26 protein-coding genes and 3 pseudogenes are annotated in these 26,008 nt (G+C 68.8%); 16 read left to right on the top strand and 13 right to left on the bottom strand.

The genetic code is table 11. The features are described from left to right. Positions 1 to 36: 36 nt before the first annotated feature. Positions 37 to 186: pseudogene (locus ACFVYL_RS26125) on the top strand (transporter); the annotation flags it as partial. 362 nt (positions 187 to 548) lie between these two features. On the opposite strand, the gene ACFVYL_RS26120 reads toward ACFVYL_RS26125, so the two are convergent. The 3 genes from ACFVYL_RS26120 to ACFVYL_RS26110 form a co-directional block, all read right to left on the bottom strand. Next, on the bottom strand, positions 549 to 1,946 hold the full coding sequence (locus ACFVYL_RS26120) for a DUF3533 domain-containing protein (RefSeq protein WP_389720098.1): 1,398 nt from the start codon (positions 1,944 to 1,946) through the stop codon (positions 549 to 551). A gap of 226 nt (positions 1,947 to 2,172) precedes the next feature. Then, positions 2,173 to 2,976 carry an IclR family transcriptional regulator gene (locus ACFVYL_RS26115; protein ID WP_389719924.1) on the bottom strand — a complete coding sequence of 268 codons (804 nt, stop codon included), beginning with the start codon at positions 2,974 to 2,976 and terminating at the stop codon, positions 2,173 to 2,175. A 48-nt stretch (positions 2,977 to 3,024) separates the two neighbouring features. Then, the gene (locus ACFVYL_RS26110) at positions 3,025 to 3,519 is read right to left on the bottom strand and encodes a VOC family protein (RefSeq protein ID WP_389719923.1); all 495 of its coding nucleotides are present in this window, start codon (positions 3,517 to 3,519) and stop codon (positions 3,025 to 3,027) included. A 109-nt stretch (positions 3,520 to 3,628) separates the two neighbouring features. On the opposite strand from ACFVYL_RS26110, the gene ACFVYL_RS26105 reads away from it, so the two are divergent. Next, positions 3,629 to 4,468 carry a fumarylacetoacetate hydrolase family protein gene (locus ACFVYL_RS26105; RefSeq protein WP_389719922.1) on the top strand — a complete coding sequence of 280 codons (840 nt, stop codon included), beginning with the start codon at positions 3,629 to 3,631 and terminating at the stop codon, positions 4,466 to 4,468. Between the two features lie 66 nt (positions 4,469 to 4,534). Here ACFVYL_RS26105 and ACFVYL_RS26100 read toward each other — a convergent pair whose 3' ends face one another. From ACFVYL_RS26100 to ACFVYL_RS26070, 7 genes and pseudogenes are all read right to left on the bottom strand, one after another. Continuing rightward, the gene (locus ACFVYL_RS26100; protein WP_389719921.1) at positions 4,535 to 4,990 is read right to left on the bottom strand and encodes a MarR family winged helix-turn-helix transcriptional regulator; all 456 of its coding nucleotides are present in this window, start codon (positions 4,988 to 4,990) and stop codon (positions 4,535 to 4,537) included. Between the two features lie 52 nt (positions 4,991 to 5,042). Continuing rightward, on the bottom strand, positions 5,043 to 5,441 hold the full coding sequence (locus ACFVYL_RS26095) for an antibiotic biosynthesis monooxygenase family protein (RefSeq protein WP_389719919.1): 399 nt from the start codon (positions 5,439 to 5,441) through the stop codon (positions 5,043 to 5,045). Continuing rightward, positions 5,438 to 5,812, bottom strand: coding sequence for an antibiotic biosynthesis monooxygenase family protein (locus tag ACFVYL_RS26090; RefSeq protein WP_389719917.1), 375 nt, complete (start codon positions 5,810 to 5,812; stop codon positions 5,438 to 5,440). The genes ACFVYL_RS26095 and ACFVYL_RS26090 overlap by 4 nt, the downstream gene beginning before the upstream one ends. A gap of 14 nt (positions 5,813 to 5,826) precedes the next feature. After that, positions 5,827 to 6,747 (bottom strand): annotated as a pseudogene (locus ACFVYL_RS26085) (VOC family protein). Between the two features lie 35 nt (positions 6,748 to 6,782). Then, on the bottom strand, positions 6,783 to 7,628 hold the full coding sequence (locus ACFVYL_RS26080) for a fumarylacetoacetate hydrolase family protein (RefSeq protein WP_389719916.1): 846 nt from the start codon (positions 7,626 to 7,628) through the stop codon (positions 6,783 to 6,785). A 54-nt stretch (positions 7,629 to 7,682) separates the two neighbouring features. After that, on the bottom strand, positions 7,683 to 8,855 hold the full coding sequence (locus tag ACFVYL_RS26075; RefSeq protein WP_389719915.1) for an acyl-CoA dehydrogenase family protein: 1,173 nt from the start codon (positions 8,853 to 8,855) through the stop codon (positions 7,683 to 7,685). Between the two features lie 57 nt (positions 8,856 to 8,912). Continuing rightward, the gene (locus ACFVYL_RS26070; protein WP_389719913.1) at positions 8,913 to 9,464 is read right to left on the bottom strand and encodes a flavin reductase family protein; all 552 of its coding nucleotides are present in this window, start codon (positions 9,462 to 9,464) and stop codon (positions 8,913 to 8,915) included. Positions 9,465 to 9,568: 104 nt separating this feature from the next. Between ACFVYL_RS26070 and ACFVYL_RS26065 the strand changes: the two genes are divergently transcribed. The 12 genes and pseudogenes from ACFVYL_RS26065 to ACFVYL_RS26010 all read left to right on the top strand — a co-directional run bounded on the left by ACFVYL_RS26065 (position 9,569) and on the right by ACFVYL_RS26010 (position 20,185). Further along, positions 9,569 to 10,396 carry a FadR/GntR family transcriptional regulator gene (locus ACFVYL_RS26065; RefSeq protein WP_389719912.1) on the top strand — a complete coding sequence of 276 codons (828 nt, stop codon included), beginning with the start codon at positions 9,569 to 9,571 and terminating at the stop codon, positions 10,394 to 10,396. 59 nt (positions 10,397 to 10,455) lie between these two features. Next, the gene (locus ACFVYL_RS26060; RefSeq protein ID WP_389719911.1) at positions 10,456 to 11,001 is read left to right on the top strand and encodes a pyridoxamine 5'-phosphate oxidase family protein; all 546 of its coding nucleotides are present in this window, start codon (positions 10,456 to 10,458) and stop codon (positions 10,999 to 11,001) included. Positions 11,002 to 11,159: 158 nt separating this feature from the next. Beyond that, entirely contained in the window at positions 11,160 to 12,140 is a 981-nt protein-coding gene (locus ACFVYL_RS26055) for a TAXI family TRAP transporter solute-binding subunit (protein WP_389719910.1), read from the top strand. Positions 12,141 to 12,148: 8 nt separating this feature from the next. Beyond that, positions 12,149 to 12,850 carry a class II aldolase/adducin family protein gene (locus ACFVYL_RS26050; RefSeq protein WP_389719909.1) on the top strand — a complete coding sequence of 234 codons (702 nt, stop codon included), beginning with the start codon at positions 12,149 to 12,151 and terminating at the stop codon, positions 12,848 to 12,850. Positions 12,851 to 12,932: 82 nt separating this feature from the next. Then, positions 12,933 to 13,664 (top strand): dienelactone hydrolase family protein, encoded by a 732-nt coding sequence (locus ACFVYL_RS26045; protein WP_389719908.1) that lies wholly within the window; start codon positions 12,933 to 12,935, stop codon positions 13,662 to 13,664. Positions 13,665 to 13,724: 60 nt separating this feature from the next. Next, on the top strand, positions 13,725 to 14,711 hold the full coding sequence (locus tag ACFVYL_RS26040; RefSeq protein WP_389719907.1) for a hypothetical protein: 987 nt from the start codon (positions 13,725 to 13,727) through the stop codon (positions 14,709 to 14,711). A gap of 19 nt (positions 14,712 to 14,730) precedes the next feature. After that, on the top strand, positions 14,731 to 15,831 hold the full coding sequence (locus ACFVYL_RS26035) for an alcohol dehydrogenase catalytic domain-containing protein (RefSeq protein ID WP_389719906.1): 1,101 nt from the start codon (positions 14,731 to 14,733) through the stop codon (positions 15,829 to 15,831). Beyond that, positions 15,828 to 17,414, top strand: a complete 1,587-nt coding sequence (locus ACFVYL_RS26030; RefSeq protein ID WP_389719905.1) for a bifunctional 3-(3-hydroxy-phenyl)propionate/3-hydroxycinnamic acid hydroxylase — start codon at positions 15,828 to 15,830, stop codon at positions 17,412 to 17,414. Before ACFVYL_RS26035 ends, ACFVYL_RS26030 begins: the two co-directional genes overlap by 4 nt. Continuing rightward, a complete protein-coding gene (locus tag ACFVYL_RS26025; protein ID WP_389719904.1) occupies positions 17,411 to 18,502 on the top strand; it encodes a zinc-binding alcohol dehydrogenase family protein in 1,092 nt (363 codons plus the stop codon). Before ACFVYL_RS26030 ends, ACFVYL_RS26025 begins: the two co-directional genes overlap by 4 nt. A 94-nt stretch (positions 18,503 to 18,596) precedes the next feature. Next, positions 18,597 to 19,352 carry an alcohol dehydrogenase catalytic domain-containing protein gene (locus tag ACFVYL_RS26020; protein WP_389719903.1) on the top strand — a complete coding sequence of 252 codons (756 nt, stop codon included), beginning with the start codon at positions 18,597 to 18,599 and terminating at the stop codon, positions 19,350 to 19,352. Continuing rightward, positions 19,289 to 19,432 (top strand): annotated as a pseudogene (locus ACFVYL_RS26015) (hypothetical protein); the annotation flags it as partial. The gene ACFVYL_RS26020 and the pseudogene ACFVYL_RS26015, both read left to right, overlap by 64 nt. A gap of 276 nt (positions 19,433 to 19,708) precedes the next feature. Next, a complete protein-coding gene (locus tag ACFVYL_RS26010) occupies positions 19,709 to 20,185 on the top strand; it encodes an aldehyde dehydrogenase family protein (protein WP_389719901.1) in 477 nt (158 codons plus the stop codon). A gap of 16 nt (positions 20,186 to 20,201) precedes the next feature. Here the strand turns inward: ACFVYL_RS26010 and ACFVYL_RS26005 are convergent, their stop codons facing one another. Beyond that, complete coding sequence (locus ACFVYL_RS26005) at positions 20,202 to 20,678, bottom strand: MarR family winged helix-turn-helix transcriptional regulator (protein ID WP_389719900.1); 477 nt, start codon at positions 20,676 to 20,678, stop codon at positions 20,202 to 20,204. A 130-nt stretch (positions 20,679 to 20,808) separates the two neighbouring features. On the opposite strand from ACFVYL_RS26005, the gene ACFVYL_RS26000 reads away from it, so the two are divergent. Both ACFVYL_RS26000 and ACFVYL_RS25995 read left to right on the top strand, forming a co-directional pair. Beyond that, positions 20,809 to 22,455 carry an MFS transporter gene (locus tag ACFVYL_RS26000; RefSeq protein ID WP_389719898.1) on the top strand — a complete coding sequence of 549 codons (1,647 nt, stop codon included), beginning with the start codon at positions 20,809 to 20,811 and terminating at the stop codon, positions 22,453 to 22,455. Positions 22,456 to 23,940: 1,485 nt separating this feature from the next. Beyond that, the gene (locus ACFVYL_RS25995; protein ID WP_389720096.1) at positions 23,941 to 24,228 is read left to right on the top strand and encodes a transposase family protein; all 288 of its coding nucleotides are present in this window, start codon (positions 23,941 to 23,943) and stop codon (positions 24,226 to 24,228) included. 217 nt (positions 24,229 to 24,445) lie between these two features. Here ACFVYL_RS25995 and ACFVYL_RS25990 read toward each other — a convergent pair whose 3' ends face one another. Beyond that, the gene (locus ACFVYL_RS25990; protein ID WP_389720094.1) at positions 24,446 to 25,180 is read right to left on the bottom strand and encodes a transposase; all 735 of its coding nucleotides are present in this window, start codon (positions 25,178 to 25,180) and stop codon (positions 24,446 to 24,448) included. Between the two features lie 43 nt (positions 25,181 to 25,223). After that, positions 25,224 to 25,562 (bottom strand): hypothetical protein, encoded by a 339-nt coding sequence (locus ACFVYL_RS25985; RefSeq protein WP_389719896.1) that lies wholly within the window; start codon positions 25,560 to 25,562, stop codon positions 25,224 to 25,226. Positions 25,563 to 26,008 lie beyond the last annotated feature (446 nt).

The raw sequence follows: 26,008 nt of genomic DNA, 5'->3' as shown, positions 1-26,008 counted from the left end.
TTTGACGAGCGGCCCCGATCTCGGGCAGGAGCTGGCATGACCGAGGTCATGCCGCGTCGGGCCGGAGCCGAGGCCGATGTGCAGGGTCTCGTCGAGGCAGGAATGGAGACCCTGCTGGGCGTTCGCTTCCTGGCGAGCGAGTACGGCACTGGGCCGATCCACGGGGGCCGGATCGATTCGCTCGGGACCCTGCCGCGCCGATGGCGCTCCGAAGTCACTGCACGTTCACGGTTCACACCTTCCTCAAGCCCGAACAGAACCTCGTCGAGCGCGCTCGCAATTGCCTCCGGTGAGCCTGTGCGGTCAGGGCACCAGGTAGTCAGGCTCTGCCTCGTCGATCACGAGCACCGGGGACGCGAGCGCGGCCGTGCATGCCCCTGCACGGCCGCGCCGCTTTCCGGCCGGGCACCGGAGCGTCGCCGGTGTTTCCCCGTCCCCACGGTGCCCGGCGGCTGCCGCGCCCCCTGCCAGATCGAGCCGGGTGGACGCGGGCCTGGGTTCCGCCTCCGTGCCGAACCACGAGGACGGTGGTCAGTTGATCCCCGGCATTATGCGGGGCCTGGCGTGGACGTGCTGGCCGGGGCAGGGTGCTGACCGGCGGCGTCGATGCCTGTGGGGGTCTCCTTGTCGTCGTGGTGCAGGAAGGCACGCAGGCGCTCGAGGGCATGTGGGTGGATCCGGTGCAGTCCCTTGTGGCCGTAGAACCAGGTCACCAAGAATCCGATGAGCACCGTGATGGCCAAGCCCACGCCGAGGACGGTCCAGGCGCGTCCCAGTCCGGCCGAGGACTGCGCGTCGAAGTACATGATGGCCCGTACTCCGTCGCACAAGGCGCGCTGTGGCTCGAACGAAGCGAGGAACTTCCAGAAGGGGGGCATCGCGTGGAGCGGGATCGCGCCGCCCGAGGTGGGGATGGCCGCCGCGACGAAGACGAGCATGGCCACCACGATGCCCGGCGCTCCGAGGACGGCGAGGACACAGAGCGTTCCGATGCCGACCGCGGAGATGGCCGCGGTCCCGAACAGCCACAGCTGAGCCGAATGCGGAAGATCCAGGTCGAGTGCGAATGTGGAGACGGCCAGTACGCCGGCTGAGACCACGGCCGCGGTCGCTGCCATGATGAGCGACTTGGCGAGCAGCGTTTGGCTTCGGTTGATGGGCTGCGGAAGGGCAGTGTGCCGCTTGGGGCCGAACTCCGATGCGCTGAAGCCGAGTTCGGCGTCTGTCATCGCATTGATCAGGTTGGCGCCGAGGAAGCCGGCCATCATGAGGAGCAGGGCGTAGAAGAAGGCGGTCATCCCCATGCCGGTGCGCTCGCCGAGGGGGGAGCCGGGTTGCTCGACCACGGTGACCGGATCGAGCAGGAGGGCCCGGTTGGCGTGCGGGACGGGCTGCCCGGCCTTTTGGGTCTGCTGCAGGATGAACTGGCCGACAGCTTTGGAGGCGCCGATCGCCGCCTTCTGACCGGCGTTCTGGCCGATGGACGCGGCCATGGAGCCGCCGCCATGGTTGGTCAGGACGGTCACAGCCGGTTTGGCCGGCTCAGGTCCGGCCAGGCCGAGCATCTTGGCGCTGTAGTCCTTGGGCAGGACAACCGCAGCGAACAGTTCGTTCCGCCCGATGCGTGTCTTTGCTTCGTCGAGGGACGAGAGGGTTTCCCATTTGATCTGCCGCGGGTGTTGAGGCTGAGACGTGATGCCTGTCAGAGCCTGGTCGCCCAGATTCTGGGTGGATTCGCCTGCCATGGCCCCCTGGTCGAGGTTGACGAGCCCGACGGGGGCGTCGCGCAGATCCGCGTTGGGGTTGGCCACGCTCCCGTTGAACACGACAGCGATCACGCAGAGCGCGACCGTTAGCAGGAGACAGGGTACGAGCCAGACCTTCGGGCCGCGGAGGAGGTGGAGCGCGCTGCTCACCCTTTGCGGGTGTGGCGACGAGGGATGCATCCGTATTGACCGATCTTCGTAGATACCCAAGATGTCCATCCGACTATAGCTATAGTTGCATGGGTACCTGCTCTGGATCGGCTGTGGCGTGCGCGACCGTCGTGAGGCTTGATTCTCCGACGGCCGTCCGCTCGGGGTCCCTGCGGGGGCTGACTTGGTTGTCACCACGAGGTTGGTGGCGGCGCGTCGAGGCCCCTCCTTCCGGGCTGCGGGGACTCGGAGAGCCTCAGGCCACGGTCATGCGCGTCACCTGGGCGGACAGGTCGTCCGCGGCTTCCCGAACTGCCTTGACGTAGCGGGGTACATCCCGGTCGGGTACCCGGTGTGACAGTGCGGCGAGGCTGATGGCGGCGGTGACAGTGCCGCTCTCGCCGAAGACCGGGGCCCCGATGCCCAGCACGTCCGGGTCCAGCTCTCCGCGCCCCACGGCGTAGCCCTGCTCGCGGATCACTGCCAGGTGTGCTCGCAGCTCGCCGGGCTCGGTGTGCGTCGCGTCGGTGTACCGGGGGAGGGGGGTGGCCAGCAGGGTGTCGAGTTCCGCTTCCGGCGCCCAGGCCAGCAGGGCCAGGGCGGCGGCCCCGGCGTTGACCGACAGCACCTGTCCGCGCTCGTAGGAGAGCCGAAGTGCCGTGCTGGCCTCTTCGCGCTCCAGGCAGACCACGGCCGCGCCCGTCCTGCGGGTGAGCAGGACGGGCATCCCGGTCCGCTCGACGAGATCGCGCATGACCGGCCGCGCCAGGTCGGACAGGCCCACCCCCTTGCGGGCCAGGCGGGCGAGGTCGAGAACCCGCGGGCCGAGCCGGAACCCGGAGCCCTCGCTCTCCTCCAGGAACCCGTTGGAGGTGAGGCTCTGCAGGTAGCGGTAGGCGGTGGAGCGAGCCACACCCAGATGCTTGGCGACCTCGGTGGCCGGCAGCACCAGCTGGTCGTCGTCGAACATAAGCAGGATGTCCAGGGCCCGGTCGGCCGTGGAGTTACGCCCGCGATACCCCTGACTGCTTCCTGCTTCACGAGGAGTGATTCCTGACATGCAGGAAACCTACCAGGGGCAGGTGCGGGCCATCATCGTGTGGGGCGGCTACTGGACGGGCTGGTAGGCGTCGGAGTCGTCGTTCAGCAGGCGGTCCGCCTCGGCGTAGATCTCGTCCGGGCTCAGGCCGAAGTCGATGGACTTGCGGAAGGGCTGGCGCACATCGCGCTCGATGCGCAGATACACCTCGTTGCGGTTGCCTTCGGGGTCGAAGAAGTAGATCCCGAAGGCGTTCCCATGGGTGACCTCCTGCTGGACCTTCACGCCTTCCGCCTCGAAGCGCCGGTGGAACACGCGCAGATCCTCCAGCGACTCCACCCGCCAGGAGATCTGGTGCTGTTGCTTGTCCCCGATCGCCGCGGTGCGGCCGGTCTGCAGTACGAACTCATGATGCTCCTCGTCCGGGCGGGCACTGAAGAAGACGATCTGCAGCTTCTCGTCCTCGTCGGTGACGGGCAGCCCCATGACGCGCTCGTAGAAGTCCCGCATCTTCGGCAGGTCGTACACCCACAGGCCCGTGTGGCCGAGTCCGGTGATGGCCATGTCGCCAACCCCCTCAAGTGTCTCGTTTAACAGGACATCTATCCTGCATTTCGCGACTAGCGTACGATCAGGTCGCGGTATCGGTCAATGAAAGAAGAGGTGCATCACCATGCGACTGGCCACACTCCGGGTGGGGGACGAAACCCGCGCAGCCCGGCTCGACGGTGACTTCTACGCCCTGCTGCCCTCCCGTGACGTGGGTGAGCTGCTGGCGTCGGGGGAGGGTTGGGCCGAGGCGGCCGGGCAAGGTGGCGGGCAGCGGATCCCGGTCGAGGAGGCCGAGTTCGCGACGCTCGTACCCCACCCCAACAAGATCGTGTGCCTCGGCCTGAACTACGCCAGCCACATCAAGGAGATGGGGCGCGACACCCCGCAGTACCCGACGCTGTTCGCCAAGTACGACGGTTCGCTCATCGGCGCCCACGATCCGATCACGCTGCCGTGCGTCAGTGACCGGGTGGACTGGGAGGCCGAGCTCGGCTTCGTGATCGGCCGTGCCGCCCGACACGTTCCCAAGGAGAAGGCGCTGGATCACGTCGCCGGTTACACGGTGGTCAACGACGTGACGGTGCGCGACTATCAGCGGCGTACGCGGGAGTTCCTGTCGGGGAAGACCTTCGAGGCGACCACCCCGGTCGGCCCTGTGCTGGTCACGGCCGACGAGTTCGGCGGTCGGGAACCGGACTTGGAGATCCGCTGTGAGGTCGACGGGGAAGTGATGCAGTCCTCGCGCACCTCGGACCTGCTGTTCGGGATCGCGGACGTCGTCTCCTACGTGAGCGACATCATCACGCTGCTGCCGGGCGACGTCATCTGCACCGGCACCCCGGGCGGTGTCGGTGACGGCCGGGAGCCGAAGGTCTATCTCAAGCCGGGCCAGACTCTGCGGACGGTGATCGAGGGGCTCGGCGAGACCCGCAATCTGTGCGTGGCCGAGCAGTCCCTCTGATCCGGCCGAGGGCGAGGGCGAGGGCGAGGGCGAGGGTGGCGTGACGTCGCCCCCGCCCCCGGCCGGTTACCGGGGCGGAGCCAGGGCTGCTGCCAGATCCCACAGATCGGGAACGGCGGCGGTGATGCGTGCCACCGCTTGCGGTGAGAGCTCGGCCAACGCCGAGCCGATCTCCTTCTGCAGGCTGTGGTTCACCTCGCCGCTGGCGGCGATCATCTTCCCGGTGGGGTGCAACTCCACGAAGCGCCGGTCCAGCGGGTTCTGGCGTCGCTCCAGGAACCCGTCTCGGTGCAGGTGTGTGACGAGCGTGCTGACGTTGTTCGGCTGCATGCCCAGGGCCTCGGCGATCTCCCGCACGCTGATGCCTGGCCGGCTGTCGATCAGGCGCAGCACCTCGACCTGGGCGAGCGGGCGGGCGGTTTCACCGGACGGGGGAGTCTGGCGCTGGCGAAGCGCCCGGTGAAGGGTCCACGTGAGCCGGACCAGATCGATGGGGAGTTCTTCGGTGGGGCGCTCGTTCACGCACCCACCTTATCTCTACCTCTATAGGTACCGCTGTCGTGTGAAACCCGCGTCAGGCCACGCAGATCCCGGCCACGGTCTCGGGGCGGATCAGCTGGCGGGTGCACACGGTGCCGTCGGGGTAGTCGCCCGCGATCTTCGCGAACTCCGGGTCGGTGACGGCGGCGAGTAGAGCGGCGGCCGACTCCCACACGGCGAAGTTCACCAGGACCCGGCCGTCGTCCGACGGGGTGCGGTGCATCTGGGCGGAGATGAATCCCGGCCGGGTCTTCATGTACTGCGAGTGCAGACGCCACTGTTCGATCGCGGTGTCCTGGGTGCCGTGGGGCACGACGAGGATGTCCAGGAGCGTGCAGGGGCCGGACGCGGCGGAGACCTGGTCGGCAAAGCTCTGGCCGGGGTCCAGTTCGGTGAAGGTGATGCTCTGCTGTTCGGTGCTGTCGGCATTCATGCCACGCACACTCCGGAGACCGCGTGCTTGCGCACGACGACAGGGTACGAGAGGGAGCCGTCGGGGTAGAGCGGGATCGTCTGCTGGAACTCCTCGCACTGGAAGGCGTTGCGCAGCGCGGTGAGCGACTCCCATACCGCGACGTTCGTCAGGACGCGGCTGTCGCCGAGTCCGCGGTGCAGCTGGGCGGAGACGAAGCCGGGTCGGGCCTTCATGATGAGGGAGTCCTGCCGCCAGACGTCGATGACCTTGTCGATCTGCCCTTCGGGGGCGACGAAGGTGTTGACGAGGGTGACCGGGCTGCCGTCGTCAGGCCCCTGCAGCTGGGCCAGGAACGGGGATGCGGGGTCGAGATTCTTGATTTCGATCATGATGGTCCTCCGGGTCAGTTGCTGTGGGAGCCGGTCATGAGGCCGGCCAGGTCTTCGGGCTGGATGAAGGACGGTGGGGGCGGCGGCCCCCAGCTGAACAACCCCCTTGCGCCGTCGAACACCTCCGGCTTCCACAGCTGGTCGTCGAGGATGCAGTCCATGTCGGAGTAGTACTCGCTGAAGTTGCCGGCCGGGTCCTTGAGGTACCAGAAGAAGTTGGAACCGGCGTGGTGGCGGCCCAGGCCCCACACGTGCCGCTCAGGGTGGTTCTCCAGCATGGCCATGGCGCCGCGGCCGACGTCGTCCACGTCGTCGACCTGCCAGGAGGTGTGGTGCAGGAAGGCCACCGGCGCTGCGAGGACCAGGACGTTGTGGTGGTCGGTGGAGCAGCGCAGGAACGCGCCCACCTCGCCCATCAGGTCGGAGACCTGGAACCCGAGGCCGTCGCGGAAGAAGGCGGTGGTGGCCGCGAAATCGGTGGTGCCGAGCACGGCGTGGCCGAGCTTGCGGGGCCGGACGGGGCCGGTGCGCAGGGTGCCGGGGGCACGGCGGTCGGCGCGTTCGGTGCGGCCGGGTCCGTTATAGGGCGTGGCAGGTGTCAACGGCTGGGCCTGGCGCGGCTCGATGCGGAGCACGGCGCGGACGCCGGTGACCTTCTCCTGTGCGGTGAGGGTGTCGGGCGTGCGCTGGCGGTGGATGCCGAGCCGGGTCAGCCGGGCGGCGGCCGCGCCGAGGTCGTCGGGGGTGTCGACGCCGACGGTGACTTCGACCAGGCGGCGCGAGGGCGCGGGCACGATGCGCAGCTGGCGGCCGCCGTCACGGGTGCTGAATCAGCCGTCGGTCTGCGCCGTGAGCCCGAAGTCGCGGTAGTACGCGGAGGTCCGGGGCGGGTCGGGGACGCCCATGATGATCGAGGAGAGGCGGTGCAGGGCCATGCGGGACTCCGGAATCTGTGTGAGGGCCGGCCGGGTCAGGAACGGAAGGTCTGGCGCAGCTCGCCGATGCCCTCGATGTGGCTGACGAGTTCGTCGCCGGCGGACAGCCAGCGCTGTGGGCTGCGGCCCATGCCGACGCCGTCGGGTGTGCCGGTGAAGACGACGTCACCGGGCAGCAGCGGGACGATCGCCGACAGTCGGGCGATCAGAGCCGGAACGGAGCAGATGAGGTCGCTGGTACGGCCCTTCTGGACCTCCTCGCCGTTGACGGCGCAGCGCAACTCCAGGTCGCCGGCATCGACGAAGGTGTCCGGAGTGACCAGGTACGGTCCCATCGGGGTGAATCCGGGGAACGACTTGCCGACGCCGAACTGCGGTGCAGGGCCAGCGAGTTGCGTGATGCGCTCGGACAGGTCCTGGCCTGCGGTGAGGCCGGCCACGTGCCGCCAGGCGTCGGCCTCGTCGACGCGGTGGGCCCGTTCGCCGATGACGGCGACGAGTTCGACCTCCCAGTCGGTGTGACCGCCCTCGGGCAGTGTCACCTCGGTCACCGGGCCCGTGATGCTGGAGACGTACTTGGTGAACACGGGCGGCAGGCCGTCGGGGGTGCCGAAGCCGGATTCGTCGGCATGCGCACGGTAGTTGAGGCCGACGGCGAAGATCTGGCGCGGTGCGGGGGCCGGGGAACGCAAGTCCGCGGCGGTGAACGGGCGGCCCGGCGGCAACGGCGTCTCCGCGGCCCAGGATCGGAAGGCGGCCCAGTGCTCGAAGACGGACTGCGGGTCGGGGCCGAAGCGGCCATTGCTGGCCTCCGCGACATCGACGGCCAGCGCGTCCTCGGTGACGAGGACCAGGCGGCCCAGGAGATTGGCGGTGCGCAAGACAGTGCTCCTGTGGAGAAGAGGGAGGCTGGACGGGGTGTGACAGGCGGCTGGTCAGACGAGCGGGGTGATCCGTTCGTCGGAGCCGACGAGGGCCTTGCCGTAGACCTCGAAGGCCAGGGTGGGTGCCGCGATGGCGTGACGTCCTGCGGTGTTGGCGTCCCGCCATATCCGCTGCAGCGGATTGGCCTCGGCGAACGACCCGGCTCCGTGCACAGTGACCAGAGTGTTGATGGCCTCCAGGACGTTCAGGATGGCCCATCCGGTGTCGGCCCGCACCCGTGCCCGCCGGGTGAAGTCGGGATAGGTGCCCTGCCGTGCGGCCTCGTCGATGTCGGCCGCCGCGCGGTGCACATGGAGCGTGGCGGTGTCGAGGCGCAGCGCGGCTTCGGCGATCTGCATCTGTACGGCCACCGATTCGGCCTGCGTCTCGTAGAACGAGTACGAGATGGGTTTGCGGCCGACCCTGTCGACCACATAGTCCAATGCGGCCCGGCCCAGGCCGAGTTGTGGACCCGCCAGGACCAGTGCGAGGACCGGCACGAAGGCGGAGCGGGCGAGCGGCTCGTCCGCGTGGTCCGCGGGATAGTCGCCCTCGATCGCCGCCGGCACGGACAGGACGCGGTGCTCGGGGACGAAGATGTCCTCCGCGATCAGGCAGTTGCTCGCCGTTCCCCTCATGCCGGCCACGAACCAGGTGTCCTCCAGTTCGAGGTCCGCTCGCGGCGCGAGGACCAGTCCCTGGTCGACGACGGTGCCCGAGTCGTCGGTGAGCGGTACGCCCAGGACCGCCCAGTCCGAATGCCAGGAACCGGAGTTGTAGTACCAGCGGCCCGTCACTCGCCAGCCGCCGTCCACCCTGACCGTGGAAGAGGTGGGACTGAGCACCCCAGTGACCCGCGCATCCGGCGCGGCGCCGAATACGTCGTCCTGCGCCTTGTCGGGAAACAGGCTGGTCAGCCAATTGCACACATTGACCAGAGTGACCACCCAGGCGGTGGACCCGTCGCCCTCGGCCAGCGCCGCGGACACGTCGACCATGGTGCGCACCGAGGATTGGTGGCCGCCGTAGCGGCGGGGTGTGGCGAGCTTGAACAGGCCCGCGTCGGCGATGGCTTTGATGACCGGCTCGGGCACTCGGCGGTCCGCCTCAGTGGTGGCCGCGTGCTCGCGCAGCAGCGGCCGCAACTCCCCGGCGCGGGCGACAAGTTCTTCGTGGGACGTCATCGTGAGGCGCTCATCTCTTTGAAGTCGGGGGCAGGGAAACGGGCGGGGCGGCAGCGCTCAGCGCGCGCACGCGGCGACCTGGTCGCGGATGCCGCGGCGCGGGCGGTCGGCATAGGCCGAGTGCGTGCCGAAGGTGCGATGTCCGTAGATCAGGGGCGGCGCGCCCGGCAGGGTGCGGGCCCGGGTGACGGTGCCGATCAGGAGCAGATGGTCGCCACCGTCGACCGCCCGGTCCAGTTCGCACACCAGCCACCCGGGCGCAGCCGTCAGGCGCGGCAGACCGCTGTCCAGATGCCAGTCCACGCCGGCGAAACGGTCGGTACCGCGCCGGGCGAATCCGAGCGCCAAGCTGTCCTGGGAGCGGCTCAGGACGTTGACCCCGAAGCGTGCCGTGTCGGTGATGCGAGCGAGGACTCCGGAGGCGCGGTCGAGGGCGACGGTGACCATCGGCGGGCGCAGCGACAGGGATGCGAACGCGCTGACGGTGGTGCCGAAGGGAACGCCGCTGTCCGCGGTGGTGACGACCGTGACCGGGGCGCAGACCCCTGCCATCAGATCCCGGAACTCCTGCTCACCAAGGACGGGGACCATGCGATCTCCATTCATCATGATGATTATGGTGATGTTGCAGGGCTGTTTCGCAGGGCGTCAAGAGGTGCGACCATATCCATCACAATGAATAGCCCCGAGAGTCACGAGGAACCGGAGGCGCAGTGACGGCACGCGAGGACCGCGGCAGGCCCACCGCGAAGGACGCGGCGGACGACCGCACCGACCCGCCGGCGCTGCGGCGCGCAGACTGGGCCCCGGCGGCAGGGCGCTCCCGCGCCGAGCTCGCCGCTGACCAGGTCGCCCGGCTCGCCGCCGAGGCCGCGCCCGGCTCCCGGCTGGGCACCAAGGACGAACTGCGGGCCCGCTGCGGTATCTCCGTGGGCACCTTCAACGAGACCCTGCGCCTGCTGTCGGCCCGCGGGGTTGTGACCTCCCGGCCCGGGCCGGGAGGCGGGCTTTTCGTCGCCGAGCAGGCCCCGGTGACCCGCCTCGCCCATGCACTGCTCGCCCTCGACGCCTCCGCGGCGGACGTCACCGAAGCCCTGCGCATCCGCAACGCCCTCGAACCCCTGCTGTGGCAGGACGCGTTGTGGCACGCCTCGCTGGCCGACGTCGAGCACCTGCGCGGCCTGCTCGTCCCCATGCAGAGCGCTGTCGACAGTGCCGACGTCGACGCCTTCGTGCGCGCCAACTGGCGCCTGCACGCCCAGGTCGCCGATCTCACGCCCCACACCCTCCTGCGTTCCCTGTACGTCCACCTGCTCGGCTTCGTCGAGCAGCACGCGCTCGGTGTCGAACCCCGTCCCGGCGTCCCGCTGGACGAGCACATCCGTGACCGCTGCCGGCTGCACGCGGCCCTCGTCGACACCCTCGGCAAACGCGACGAGGAGCAGCTGATGCGACTCCTGTCCGAACATGACACCGGCGGAGGCGACCACCGCCCCGGGGATCCGTGCGATAGAAGGAAACCCGCGCGCGTCTTGCATTGAAGGACTAGTGTCCTATTTTCTGGGATCTGAAACCAGACCCCGAGGACACTGGAGGCGTCATGCCGCGCAGCGAGCCCACCCTGGACCAGATCGAGACGAGCGTTAAGGAGCTACTGCGGGCGGAGGAGATCGCGGCTCTGGGTGTCCATGACCGCCACGGCCGTCCTTCGGTGTCGACGATGCACATCGCGGCCGACGGGCTCCGCGTCTACGTTCACACCTTCGCCCGCTTCCGCAAACGCACCGAACTGGTCCGCGACCCCCGCGTCGCCTATGCCGTCAATCACCTGCCGCCCGGCGGCTATGGCAGTCGCTTCGAGACCCGCTCGCTGCAGGTCAAGGGGGAGGCGTCCCTGGTCACTGACCCCGACGAGATCGCCCTGGCCGCCCGCCTGAGCCTCGAGCAGTTCCCGTGGGCCGCCGACGCCGGGCTCTTCCGTCACGTCAAGGCCCCCGACGAGGGGCAACAGGCGTTCTTCCGTATCGACCCGGTCGAGGCGGTATGGGCGGACAGCAGGGTCGGCCTCATGTACCGCACGGTCCTCTCGTTCGCGGAGGGTGGTGCGCGACTGGCGGGGCAGCGGCCCTATGGGGCGGGCGAGTGAAGCGTCCGTGCAGGCCGGGCATCCGGCGCAAGTAGGTCTACTATTAGAGGTATAGCGCTAGATTTATTGCGCTCCCCCCTCGTCAGGGTTCGTCGGATCTCCTATGCTGATCGATATACGGGACATGCGTCCTTCTATTCAGGACTGGAGCGTTAGTCATGAGCCGACCCCACGACCCGCACGGGCAGCGCCCCGCGGAACCGAGGATTGAGCGGTCCCTCACCCTGCATCTGCGCGGCGACTGGGGAAGCGCCAACCTGCACCGCGTCTGTGGATGGATCGCCCAGGAACTGGCCGACCGCTGCGGCCCCCACACCCGTATCGCGACCTGGAACAGTCGCGGATTCAGCGACGCCGTGCGCGCCGTCGGTCGTGGTGAGGTCCACGTGGCCCTCACCACGCCGACGGCCTTCGCGGCCGCCGCGCTCGACGGCCGTGGCGTCTACGCCGATGAGTACTATCCCGACCTGCGCGCCCTGGGCGTCGTACCGCAGCGGGACCGGCTCGTCGTCGCCGTGGACAAGAGGCACAACATCACCAGCTTCGCGGAACTGCGCGCGCACAAGCCCGCCCTGAAGCTGGCGACGTCCATCCATGACGGGGTCAACCACGTCGGGCTCGCCGCGCACGAGGTCCTCACCCGCTCCGGCGTCGACATCACCGGCTGGGGCGGGCAACTCCTGGAGGACGAGCGGCCGTTCGAGTCCCTCGATCACGTGAAGGAGGGCCGGGCCGACGCCATCGTGCACGAAGCGGTCATGCTGCCCGCCTGGCAGGAGATCGGCCGGCACATGAACTTCCTGGAGGTCGAGCGCGACGTCCTCGACTCTCTGGCCGCCGACTACGGCTGGCCCGACGCGGTCGTGGACGAGGGATACTTCCCGGACCGCGCCGCGTTCACCACCCTCGACTTCTCCGACTTCCTCGTGGTGACCCGCGCGGACCTCCCCGAGGACCTCGCCTATGCCATCGCCTGGGTGCTCGGCGAGACCCGGCACATCATCGAGGGCCAGTACCGGCACCTGTCGCCGGAGCGCAGCCCCATCACCTACCCGCTCGACCCGCACGCCATGGGCCGCAGCCCGGTTCCGCTGCACCCCGGCGCGGCCCGCTACTACGAAGCGCTGCCGACCTCATGACACCCGAAATGACGCCCGAAGAGGCCCGCACCCTGACCATCCAGGCCGGCCGGGCCCTCGCTGCCGCGGGGCAGGGCGACATGGTGTGGGGGCACGCGGCCGTACGCGACCCGGCCGACCGTGGTATCTGGATCAAGGCACCCGGATGGGGCCTGGACGAGGTCACCGAGGAACGCCTCCACCTCGTCGGCCACGACGGCACCGTGCTGCAAGGTGACGGCAAACCCCACAAGGAATGCCACATCCACCTCGAAGTGCTCGCCGCCGACCGGAAGTTGGTCTGCTCCGTGCACACCCACGCCTTCGCGGCCGTCGCCTTCGCGGCCCTCGGCACACCGCTGCTGCCCCTCTCGCACGAGGGCACCCTGTTCGCCGGGAGCGACGTGCCACGGTTCACCGAGACCGGCAACCTGATCAGCACCCCCGCTCTCGGCAAGGCACTCGCCGTCGCTCTCGGAGAGGCGCCCGCGGCGCTGCTGCCCAAGCACGGCCTGGTCGCAGCAGGCCACAGCGTGCCCGCCGCCGTCATGCACGCCGTCCTGCTCGACCGGGCCTGCGCCGCCCAGCTCGCAGCGGCGGCGGCCGGGCCCGTCCGCGTCCACTCGGACCCGGCCGAGGCGCGCGCCAAACGCGCCGAGTGCTGGCCCGACACCCAACTGGAGGCGGGCTGGAACTACCTCCTGCGCCGCGCCGCCCTCCTGCACCCCTGACCGCCCACCCGGCGGCCGCACCACACGCCCCACACGCACCACCGGGTCGCACGCCACGCACCACCCGTTCGAGAGGCACACCGTGAACACCCAACAGCCCACCTCCTGGATCACCGTCCCCACTGCCGACGGCCCGATGAACACCTACGTCGCCCGCCCCGACGGCGCCGCCGACCGCGCCATCGTCGTCCTGCAGGAAGCCTTCGGCGTCAACGACCACATCCAGGACATCACCCGCCGCTACGCCGCACACGGCTTCCTCGCCCTGGCCCCCGACCTGTTCCACCGCAACGGCGCGGGCACCCTCGAATACAGTCGGCACGCCGAGGCCATGCCACTGATCGGCGCCATCGGCCCGGACGCCATCGTCACCGACGTCGAGGCCGTCCTGGCCCACCTGGCCGCACATGAAGGAATCACCAGGGCGCGCACCGCCGTCAACGGCTTCTGCTTCGGCGGCCGTGCCGCCTTCACCGCCGCCACCGCCATCCGCGGCCTGGGCGCCACCGTCGTCTTCTACGGCCCCGGCATCGCCGCCGGACCGCACGCCGTCCTCGACCGCACCCGGCACATCGACGCCCCCGTCCTCCTGCACGTCGGCGCCGAGGACCCCACCATCCCCGGCGACCAGGTCGCCGCCATCGACGACGCACTGCGCGGCAGCGGCGTCGACTTCGAAAGCTACGTGTACGCCGGCGCGGGCCACGCCTTCGCCTGCGACGCCCGGCCCCACATGTACGTCGAGGACAGCGCCGAAACCGCCTGGCAGCGCACCCACGCCTTCCTCGACAAGCACCTGCCCCCGGCCGCCTGAACGCCCCGCCGCAGACACACAACTGGACACACAACACCCCGACATAACAACGGAGTTGTCATGGGTACCGTCACCGAAGTGATCGCGGTCGCCTGGTCCGACGAGCCGCCGCGCACCGTTTCCCGCGACGAGCATCTGCTCCTGTCGCCGCCGCACCCCAACCCTTTCCCGGTGAAGCTGTGGCACGACCACGAGCCGCTGCCCGTCGTCCACTTCCCGCAGGGCTACGAGGCCGTTCCGTTCGCGCCGCCGCGCGCCGTCTACGAAAGCGCACAGGTTCGCGTCGAGTGGCAGACGATGGACAATCGCCAGCCCTTCTACCACCGCAACTGCGACGTCGACGAAATCTCCTACCAGATCGCCGGCGAGCGCACGCTGATGACCGAACTGGGCACCATCGAGCACCGGCCGGGCGAGTTCTCCCGCATCCCGCGGGGTATCGCCCACGACAACTACGGCCGCCGCGAAAGCCACCTGCTCTTCTACACCCCGGCCCCCGTCACCGAGGAGCGGGCCGCGCAGCGCACGTCCGAACCCCTCTTCCCGCCCTTCGAAGGCTGGACACCGGGCCCGGTCAACGAGGCCGTCACCCAGTGCATGGGCACCCCGGGGCACGACATCACCGTCGCCCCCGCCGACGAACGCACCCTCCTGGAACAGGTGCACGCCGAGAAGGACCGGCTGCACGTGATCACCGCACCGCGTGACCCCGGCATGACGTGGCTGTACCGCTCGCGCGGCTTCCGTATGGGCAGCGTCCGTCTGCTGCCGGACAGCCCCCGCACGTACCGCCGCACCCTGGACGCCGACGAGATCCAGTACCAGATCAGCGGCCGGCGCACCCTGATCACCCAGCGCGGCATCGCCGAACTCGGCCCCGGCGACTTCGTCCGCATTCCCCTCGGCATCGCCCACGCCAGTGTCTGCGCCGATGAGTCCGAGCACATCGCGCTGTTCTCGGACCGTGAGCTGCCACAGATCGCCGACACGGCCAGGACCGCCGACCCCTATACCCCCGAACGGCTCGCCGCAGCCCTCGACGGTTGAGCGAGCGAGGAGCCGCACCATGACCGCGATGCTGGCGGCGCGCGCCCAGAAGGGCTCCGAAGCGCTGCACCTGCACAAGATCGCCATACCCGAACCCGGACCGGACGATGTCCTGGTGAAGGTGGCCTCGGCCGGCCTTGCGCCCGGCATGATGACCCTGCTCGCCCAGGGCGCCTTCAAGCATCTGCCCACCACGCTGGGCCACGAGGCCGCCGGCACCATCGCCGCCGTCGGCAGCGGCGTCAGCGGTATCGACGCCGGCACCCGGGTACGGGTCCACCCCAACCTCAACTGCCGTGTGTGCGGATACTGCCGCTCCGACCGCGACATGATGTGCCCGCAGCAAGCCATGATCGGACACGCCGCGTTCAGCCCCGTCCCGATGCCCCTGTACGACCGCTACCACGACGGAGGCCTTGCGGAGTACATCCGGGTACCCGGCCACCTGGTCGACGTCCTGCCCGACAACGTCTCCTACGACGTCGGCGCAAAGGTCCACGACCTCGCCAACGCCGTACGGGCCCTGAAACTGGCCCATCTCCCGCTGGGCGCCACCCTGATCGTCACCGCGGCCACCGGAACCATGGGGACCGCCACCATCAAGCTGGCCTCCCAATTCGGGGTCGGACGGCTGATCCTGGTCGGCCGCAGCGCGGAGCGTCTTACACCGGTGAGCGCGCTGGCCGACGACGTACAGGTCGACACCGTCGCCCTCGACGAACTGCCCGCCAAGTGGGGCACCACCGCCGGGCTCACCGCAGTCCTGCGCGCACTGGCCCCCCACGGCGCCGACGCGGTCCTCGACTTCGTGCCCGAAGGGCCCGCCACATCCCAGGCGCTGGCCGCCCTGGCCACCGGCGGCACCCTCGTCCACATGGGCGCCAACCGCAGCCCCCTGTCGCCGCCGATGGCCGCGGTCATGGTCAACTGCTGGCGGATCATCGGCACCCGGGCCTGCACCCGCACCGACGCCCAGGAAGTCCTTGCCCTCCTTGCGGATGGCGGGCTCTCGGCCGATGACCTCATCACCCACCGCTACCCGCTCGCCGCCGCCATCGAAGCCGTTGACGCACTCCAGAGCCGCGCCGAGCCGATCTGGATGGCGGTGGTGAACCCGTGAACACCCCACACCCCGTCCTCATCATCGGCGGCGGGCCGGTCGGCCTGACCGCCGCCAACCTCCTTGCCGCGCGCGGCATTCCGCTCGTCCTGATCGAGCGGAACCCCTCCACCAGCGACGAGGCCAAGGCCATCAGCCTCGACGACGAGTCACTGCGCACCCTGGAAGCAGCCGGACTCGCCGAACGGGTCCTGGACGTCGTCGTGCCCGGCACCGGCACCCGCTACTACGACCGCAAGGGCCGCCCGCTCCTGCACGCACGCGGCCCCCAGCCCTACCGCCTCGGCTACCCGTTCAAAAACCAGTTCGCCCAACCGGAACTGGAACAGGTCCTGCTCGACGCCCTCACGTCTCGGCCCGAGGCCGACATCCGCTTCGCCACCGAACTGGTCGCCTTGGACGAACAGCCCGACGGCAGCGCCACCGTGGCCCGCCTGCGCCCGACGGGCAGCGACTCGGACACCGTCGAAACCCTCACGGCAAGCTGGGTCCTGGCCTGTGACGGCGGCCGCTCCACGGTGCGCGATCTGCTCAGCATCGGCATGACCGGCACCAGCCACCAGGAGGTCTGGCTGGTCGCCGACACCACCGGTGACCACCACGACGAGCGCTACGGCATGCACCACGGCACGCCTGATCGGCCGACGGTCATCGTGCCCGGCCGAGGCGGCCGTTGCCGCTACGAGTTCCTGCTTGGGCCCGGTGAAGGGGAGAAGGGCGTCGAGCCCGACTTCGAGACGGTGCGCCGACTCGTCGCCCCCCACCGGGTCCTGACCGAGGATCAGGTCGAGCGCTGTACCGCGTACACCTTCAACGCGGTCGTCGCCGACCGCTGGCGCGATGGCCGCGTCCTCCTGCTCGGCGACGCCGCGCACATGATGCCGCCGTTCGCCGGCCAGGGCCTCAACTCCGGGGTACGCGACGCCGCCAACCTGGCCTGGAAGATCGACGAAGTATGGCGCGGACGGGCCGACCAGCGCCTCCTGGACACCTACGAGGCCGAACGCCGTCCGCACGCCACCGCCATGGTCCGCTTCTCCGAACGCCTCGGTGACGTCGTCATGACCACCGACCGGCGCCGCGCCCTGCTGCGCGATGTCACCGTTCGGACCTTGCAGCGCTCCGGGCCCGGACGCCGCTACCTCAGCGAGATGCGGTTCCGGCCGATCGCCCGCCACCGGGCCGGGCTCGTCGTCGGTGACCATGCGCTCACCGGTACACAACTCCCGCAGCCGCGGGTCCTTGTACCGCCCTCCCTGCACCCGCGACTGCTCGACGAGGTCCTCGGCGACGGCCTGGCCCTGCTCGGTGTGAACGTCCCCGACGCGGCCTGGGCGCTCTTCGACGCCCCCCAGTGGCACGTCATGAACCTGCGCCGGATCGACGTCGTCCTGGACGACCGGCTCCCACAGCCCGACGGCCCGCGCCCGGCCGTGGCCGACGCCGACGGCCGCCTGGAGGAAGCTCTCGCCGGTGCCCGCAACCGGTTCGTCCTGGTCAAGCCCGACCGTTACATCGCTGCCGTCATCGGGCCCGACGACATTCCTGCCGTTGCCGAGGCATTGCGCAGGAACACCCGGTGACCTCTATCCCGACGACCACGGCCGCCGTATGGGTCTACGAACACGGCGGCCCTGAGCAACTCGTCCACGAACAGCGCCCCCTGCCCGCCCTGGGACCCACCGACGTGCTGGTGGCCGTCGACACCGCTGCCGTCTCGGGCTGGGATCTGAAGTACCGTCGCGGACTGCAGCCCGGCACGAAACTCCCGGGCCGCAACCCCTTTCCCATGCCCCAGCAACTGGGACGTGAGGCCGCGGGAACAGTCATCGCCGCCGGGCCCAACACCCAGCTGCTGCACGTGGACGACCGGGTAGCGGCCGTCGTCCACCCTGAGAACCCCTATGCCCCAGAAACCTACCGGGGCCTGGGGAACCTCTCCACAGGCATCGCCATCCCCGGCCATCAGGGCCCGGGCGCCTACGCGGAGTACGTGGTGCGCGACGAGCGGCTCTTCCTGCCAGTGCCCGACCACGTCGACCTCGAACAGGCAGCGGTCACGCTGTGGCCCTACGGCACCAGCCACCGCGTCCTGCGTGACCGTCTGCGGGTCACCGCGGGCGACACCCTGCTCGTGACCGGTGCCGCCGGCCCGATGGGTCTGGCCACCATCCAACTCGCCCAGCTCTTCGGCCTGCGCGTCATCGCCACCACCCGTCATGCTGAGCGAGCCGACGCTCTGCGTGGCGCCTGCAGTGCCGAGGTGGTCGTCACCAACGACCTCGACGCCGCCCGACACGCCGTACGGGACCTCACCCACGGCCAGGGCGTCGACCACGCAGTCGACTACTCCACCCACCGCGACCTCCTGCGCTTGGCCCTGGACGTGCTGCGACTGGGAGGCAGGCTCTGCCCGGCGGCCGGTGAACAGAACCCGCCCGGCCCGATGCCGTTCACCGTCTTCGACCTCACCCGTCTGGAAGCCGACATCGTCGGCGTCCGCGGAGCACGGCACGAGGACGCTCTGCGCGTGATGGCCCTCCTGGCCGACGGCAGGCTGCACTCACGGATCGCGGCACGCTTTCCGCTGGCCGACGCTGCGAAGGCCCACGACCTGATGGAACGAGGCACCACCGTCGCCGGACGCATCCTCCTCAAGCCCGGGACCTGAAAGCGCGCGGGTGGCCGGTTCCTGCCCTGACCCGGCCACCCGCGTTTTCTCATCTCAGGAGAGAGAAGCTCTTGCCCACTCTCGCATCACCGCAGTGGCCCGTACCGGCGAGGACACCTTTCACTGGGAACGCGCCGTCTTCGACGACCCCGGCCCCGGCGAAGTCCTCGTCCGCCTCGTCGCGGTCGGCCTCTGCCACACCGACCTGTCCGTCCTGACCGGACGCCTGCCCACCCCTCTACCCGCAATTCTGGGCCACGAGGGAGCAGGAACCGTCGAAGCCGTAGGAGCCGACGTGGTCGGCATCGGCCCCGGAGACCACGTGGTGCTCTCCTTCAACTCCTGCGACCACTGCAACGCCTGCCGCACCGGCCGTCCCACCACCTGCGAGACATACTTCCCCCTCAACTTCCGGGCCGCACGCGCTGATGGCACCACATCGATCGACACGGAGGACGGCGCACCGCTCGGCGGCCTGTTCTTCGGACAGTCCTCGCTGGCCCGGTACGCCGTCGTCTCCGCGCAGAGCGTCGTCCGAGTCGACGTCGCGGACGAGGAAGAACTCAGCCTGCTGGCACCCGTCGGCTGCGGGATCCGGACCGGAGCCGGAGCGATCCTGAATCTGCTCAAGCCCCACTACGGTGACGGCGTGGCCGTCCTCGGCGCCGGGGCGGTGGGACTGTCTGCCGTCATGGCGGCCCGCCTCACTCCCGCCCGCACCATCGTGGCCGTGGACGTCGTCCCGTCGAGGCTGGCTCTCGCCACTGAATCGGCGCCACCCACACCATCGACAGCAGCAAGGAAGATCTCCGGCCTCGTCTCGCCGACCCGGCCGGTCCCCGCGGTCTGACGTACATCATGGAAACCACCGGCGTCCCCTCACTGCTGGAGCTCGCCGCCACGGCCATCGCCGCCGACGGAACCGTCGCCGTCATCGGAGCCCCCTCCGCCGGCAGCCGGGCTTCCTTCAACATCAACTCCCTCATATCGACGGACGCACCCCCGCGGCGTCACCGAAGGCGCCAGCGACCGGCTGACCTTCATCCCCGCCCGCATCGGCCTGCACCGCCAGGGCCGCCTGCCCTTCGACAGATTCATCCGCTTCTACACACCCGACCGACTCGACCAGGCGGTCGCCGACGCCCGCTCGGGCCATACCATCAAGCCCGTCATCCGCTTCGACACCTCCGAGAAGCTGAGGGAGAAGTGAGCCTCGTCGCCAGAGCCAGAGCCAGAGCCAGAGCCAGAGCCAGAGCCAGAGCCAGCGCCTACGGCACGGTCCTGGTCCGCGGCGGACTCCTCAACCCCCAGGGCGAGGACGCCTACCTCAGGCCGAGCCTCGTTGAGGTCGTGGACCCGGCGGCACCACTGGTTCAGCAGGGGGTGTTCGGGCCGGTCGCCACCTTCGAGGTCTTCGACAACGAGGACGACGCCGTGCGCCGGGCCAACGCCACCGAATTCGGCCTCGCCGCGTCCGTGTGGAGCAGCGACGCGGCCCGGCCCGTGCGCCTGGCGGCCCGCCTCGACGCCGGAACCGTCTGGATCAACAACTGGGGTATGACCTATGATCAGTTCGAGGAAAGCGGCATGAAGCAGACCGGTATCGGGCGTCTCAACGGCGCCTGCGGGCCGGCCGAGTTCCAGGAGATCAAGCACCTGGTACACACCGTGCGCGTCGGCTGAACCCACGCTTCGACCGTCACCGTCCGGGCCACAGCTGCCCGGGCGGGGTATCGGGCCCGTCGAACTCGTCACTCACCCGCCGCAGCGCTGCCAAGAACTCCTCCGCCTGCCGGGCCCCACCCAGCGCGGCACGCATCCGGTCCATGACGGCATCGGTGCGTGCCCGGCCGGCGGCCACCCCGGCGTGCCCCTCCTTCGTGAGATCGAGGAGCACGACCCGCTTGTGCACCGGATGCGGGCGGCGCTCCAGCCAGCCAAGCCGGTCCAGATGGGCCAGTGCTGAATTGGCCGTCTGCGGAGTGATGCCCTGACTGCGGGCCAGATCAGCGGAGGACAGCGGAGCGTGCTGGGCCAGCGTCACCGCCAGGGCCAGCTGGTTGATCGTCAGGCCAAGGCCGGCCAGCTCTTCGTTGAGCGTCCGGTGCAGTGCCTGGCTCGCTTTCCACATCCGGTGGTGGAGCGTCTGCTGCCAGTCCTCGTGGCGTGTGGGCATGGCGGCTCCTCGAATGTCGTGCAGCGGCTCGAAACGGCAGCGTGCCTGTGTCGGCAGAGCTCCCACGCGACGAGTATCAGTAAGGCTGATAATATCGCAGGGTCCCTGATTACAGCGAGAGGGGTGCCCTGTGCCCACCGATACCGCCCACAGCCCGCCGATCCGCGGCGCACCGACCCCGGCCCACGCCAGGCCCGGCTCCGTCGGCAAGACCGTTGCCCTGGCCTGCCTCGGGGTCTTCGCCTCCTACCTCCCCATCGGCGGAGTCTCCGTCTCCCTGCCGAGCATCCAGCAGGGCCTGGGCGCGTCCACCGCCGACCTGCAGTGGATCACCGACGCCTTCATCCTCCCGATGGCGGCGTTCATCCTCACCTTCGGCCTCATCGGCGACCTCTACGGCCGCAAGAAGGTCTTCCTCGCGGGCCTCGGCTTCTTCGCCGCGGGCTCCGCCGTCAGCCTCACCGCCACCTCCGTCACCCAGGTCTGGATCGGCCAGGCACTCTCCGGTGCGGGCGCCGCTGCCCTACTCACCTCGACGCTCGCGCTGATCAGCCACGTCTGTCCCGACTTCCGGGCCCGCGCCAAGGCGGTCTCCGCCTGGGCCGCCGCCCTCGGCCTGGGGATGTCACTCGGCCCCCTGATCAGCGGCGCCATCCTGGAAGGCGCCGCATGGCGCTGGATCTTCCTGCCGTCGCTCATCGCCTGCGCCATCGGCCTCGTCGCCGGCGCCGTCCTGCTCGTGGACTCCAAGGCCCCGCACGGCCGAGCCATCGACATCCCCGGCCAGCTCACCGCCGTCATCGCCGTCGCCGCCCTCGTCTACGGCGTCATCGAAGGCGGGGCCGCCGGCTGGGGTGCGGGCAAGGTCGTCGCCGCATTCGCGGTCGCCGCCGTCGCCCTCGCCGCCTTCATCCTCGTCGAGCTGCGCTCGCCCTCCCCGATGCTGTCCATGCAGCTCTTCAGGTCCCGGGCCTTCTCCGGCGCCGGCATCGTGATCGCTCTGGCCCTCTTCGCGCAGGTCGGCCTCGTCTTCGCCCTCAGCCTGTTCTTCGGCACGGTCCAGCACCTGTCCGCGCTGGACATCGGCTGGCGCTTCCTGGCGCTCAACGGCCTGGCTGTCGTCCTCGCCCCCGTGGTGGGACGACTGATGGGCCGGGTCGCTCCCGGTCTCTTGCTGGCCCTGGGCCTCGTGGTCACCGGCATCGGCACGTTCTGGCTGAACGCCCTCGAAGCCGACAGCGGCGCGGGCCTCGTCATCCTGGTGCTCGCCGTGATCGGCGCCGGATTCTCCTTCGTCATGTCGCCCATCACCGCCATCGCCGTCAGCAGCGTGCCCCACCACCTGGCCGGCATGGCAGGCGCGGGCAGCAACACCCTGCGTCAGGTTGGTGGGGCCCTGGGCCCTGCCGTATTCGGTGTCATCCTCACCCAGCACACGGTCAGCGCGCTGCCTGAGCAGCTCTCGGCAGCCGGTCTGAGCGCCGCGGACCGGGACTCCGTTCTGAACGCGGTCGCCGCCGACGGTCTCGCTGCCGCCGGACACCTCGACCTGGGCGCACCCGCCACCGGCCAGGCCCTCGGCGCCTTCGGCGAAAGTTTCAGCGGAGCCCTGCACCTGTGCGCCACCATCGGCGGAATCGGCATGCTGGTCGCAGCCGTCGTCACCGTCGTGTGCATCGGCGTACGCAAGGCAGCAGCGCCCGAGACCCACCCCGTGCAGAGCGCTCCCGCACAGCGCGGTGAAGGGGTCGTCAAGGAAGCCGTGGAATCAGCCTGAACAGAGAATCGGGGGCGGGTGCCTTTCGGTACTCGCCCCTATGGGCCCTGTGCATCATGAAAAATGCACGTCAGATGGCCTGGTGTGCGTAGGCGTCGGGAGGATCGGGTAGGTCCGGGGCGGTAGTCCACCGACAAGGTCACCTGTCCGCGATGCCCCCTGTGAGCTGACCGCGCGGTGAAGGGATCGCTGAGAGGTGAGGACGGCTACCCCGGCCCGTTGTCAGTGCCCGCCCGTAGCCTCGTAGAGGCAATCGTGCTGAAGGGGGCTTCATGGCAGTCCGACCCTGTTCCAAGTGTGGCAAGAATGAGAGTGCCAATCGCAAAGGCAAGCCAGGACGCTGTGTTGAGTGTATCGATGCGATCTACCGTGCGCTCAAGGTAGATCCAGAGGGGACGTTTGTATCTCCTGGGGCCTCGAGGAAATATCGATGCCAGACCTGTGGCAGACCCGGGGCGATTCCGTACAAGGAGATCCAGTCGCGAAGTATTGAACTCTGCAACTGGTGCGTTGGTCGCCGCATGTATGAGGACGGTGTGGCGCGGGACCCAGAGCACTGGCTGATGGACCAGAGCGACGTGGCCCGAATGGTCCGCGAAGCAGGTTTTGAGATAGTGGATGGGTCTGGGAGGACGCTTCCCGACAGTCAAATGGACAGCCGTATCGGGGAAGTTTGGGAGTCAATCGATGTCGTGTGCGTACTCTGTGCTGCTCCGAACACCTTCAACGCCGTCCACATACTTTCGAGTTCGAGTGAGCCATGGACGCATTGCTATGCATGCTTCACGTCAAAGTTCGCTGGTTGGCAAAACGAGTTCTATGGCAAGTTCGGATTGATTCGAGAGCATGACGGGTATGCGACGCTATCGGATCCAGTCTCTGCACGCTGTGCTGAGACCGACTGTGGTGCGAGCAGGCAGGTCTCCATCTGCGCGCTCGCTGCTGGCGCCCCTCCTTGCTTGCGGTGCGCAGAAGGGATCGACCCGGATCTCCCGCACTGGGTATATCTGATCCACTTTCCACCCCTCGGGCTAATCAAGGTCGGAATCACGCATAGCGAGCCGAGGGTGTATGACCGCGTCGCTGCCCACATCTCTCGGGGCGGTATCCTGATTGATCGGTGCCTCGTTCCGAATCGGGAGGCTGCTCGCGCTGTCGAGGATTGTGTATTGGAGTCGATGCGCCAGCATCTACACCCTGGAGATCCGAGAGACTTCCCTCGAGGAGGGTGGACTGAAACCTGGGTCGACAGTGCTCCCTCCTTGGACCTCGGCGCGATGATTGATGAAATCGCTACCCAGAAGACCCCTGGATTCGTTCGAGGGTCAAGGGTGGAGCACTCCCCTTTTTCGTCGGCGGTGGACGGCAGCATGCAAGGTAGGTTCGTGTCATCTGAGGAGGTTTCGGAGAGTGGAGAAGTCACTCGTGCCGTGACCTTTGTTCATCCACTGCTTGAGTGATCAATTTCTGTCTTAGCTTCGCTGTATTGGAGTTGGACAGCTGATTCGCACCCGGCGGCGCACCGGCAAAGAGAACCGGAAAAACTACTCCGGCAAGAGCAACTGCCATGGCCTACTCGTCATCGCGCTCACCAACGACCGCGGCCGACTGCTCTGGGTCTCGGTGGCCCGGCCCGGACGCACCTCTGAGATCACTGCCTGCCGCCACGACCAGCTCATCGCCAAGCTGCGGGCGGCCGGGGTCTCGGCGCCATCGCAGACCTGGGCTTCGTCGGGCTCGACGACAGCAATCCCGGCGCCGACCCGGCGGTGATCACCGGCCACAAGGCCGCCCAGAACCGGCCCGTGACCCGCGGCCAGAAGCTGTCGAACACCGCACTGGCAGCGGTCCGGGCACCGGTGGTGATCGGCCCTTGACCAGCCCATGTCGATAAGCGGGTGGCGGTTGCGCATGTACTTGACGTCCGAGTCCTTGGCTCTAAGCGTTGTCCCGTAAATGATCTAGGACGTGTTGACCTGCCTGTTCGTCGTCACCCGGTGAGGATGAGGTTGTGCAGGCGGGCGATGCCGAGCATCGCGTGGTGGACGCCGTCGCCCTTGAGGCGGCAGTCGCGGAGGATCTTCCAGGTCTTCATCCGGGCGAAGGCGTGCTCGACGCGGGCGCGGACCTTGCGGTGGGAAGTGTTGTGTTCCTCTTTCCATGCCTCCAGTTCGCTCTGGCCAGGTTCGCGGCGGTGTGGGATGACCAGGCCGGTGCCCCGGTAGCCGCCGTCGGCGATGACCGTGGTCTGGCCGACGGCGGCCTTCGCTCCGGACAAATCCCACGCCTTGCAGTCGTTGCGGTTGCCGGGCAACGGCCGGCCGACCGCGACGACCACCCGAGTGTCTGCGTCGATGACGACCTGGTGGTTGGTCGAATACAGGTAGTTCTTCGACTGCTCAGCGATGCTGTGATCGCACGTGGGGGCCAGGGTGCCGTCCACGATCAGCACGGTGTCCTTGCGGAACCGCTTGCGTTGCTGGAGCGCGAGCGCGGGTCCGAGATGGTCGATGATGCGGTCGGCTGCGGACTTGGACACCCCGAACAGCGGCGCCAGTTGGCGCAAGGTGAGGCTCGTCCGCCAGTACGCGGCGACCAGCAGCACGCGGTCCTCCAGCGGCAGGCTCCACGACCGACCCTTGCGCACCAGATCTGCACCCTCGCGTCGGAGCGCGGTGATCAGTTTGCCGAACTGCCGTGGGCTGAGCCCGCTGAACGGGGCTATTCAGGAGGGCCCCGACGCCGTGATCACACCAGTCACTGTGTGATTACTCCACTGCTTCAGGTTCTCCCTGCTCGAAGGCGATGCGGCAGCGTTCAACCTGCTCGGCCACATGCTCCATGAACCAGCACATGATCTCGTAGGGGATGACGTGCTCGTCGTGGCTGTGGATGTGGACGGTCGGCTCCAGGTCCGGATCTTCGTCGGGTATCACCGCCACCAGGAAGGCCACTCCAGGCAAATGCGTTTCGGCGCTGGGGTTCTCAGCCCACGCCGTCGGCGCTGGGACGGCCTCGCTCAGCTCCACGCACCATCCGTCGTCCGGCAAGGCGTAGTAGAACTGGATGGCGTAGTGACGCCTCGCATGAACACGCAGCTCTGGCATGTTCGCAGGCTGTCACAGCCCCGCGCCGGAGTCCCGCGAGTATCCCGCTCAGCACCTGGCGCGGGCGCCAGCCAGCCTTTTGCGGGACAGCCCTTAGAGCCAGCCCGTCGGAATGGGATGGGTATCCCAGAGGCTTTCGGGAGGCGCCGGAGACTGACAAACATGGAAGTGGAAGGCAGGCAAAGCGCGCGGAAGCCCCGGCCCCGGCTCACCGGGCAGGAGTAGCGATTAGTGGATCTTCTGCTGCTCCAGCCATTTGAAAATTTCGGCCCTCTTGTACAGGACCTTCGCGTTCCTGCCTCGGCCGAGCAACCCTTCAAGCCCAGTTTCGATGCCTCCCTATAGACCCAGCTAGAGATCTTTAATGGCTGGGGTTACGGCGGTTGGAGGTCGAGTCCGGTCTTGGCGATGAGCCCCTCGATGAGGTGGGGTCGATACTGCATCCG

The organism is Streptomyces sp. NPDC058308 (assembly GCF_042880275.1).
GTDB lineage: Bacteria > Actinomycetota > Actinomycetes > Streptomycetales > Streptomycetaceae > Streptomyces.
Note: the sequence above shows the minus strand (reverse complement) of the source record. Positions and strands in the feature narration are given on the sequence as shown.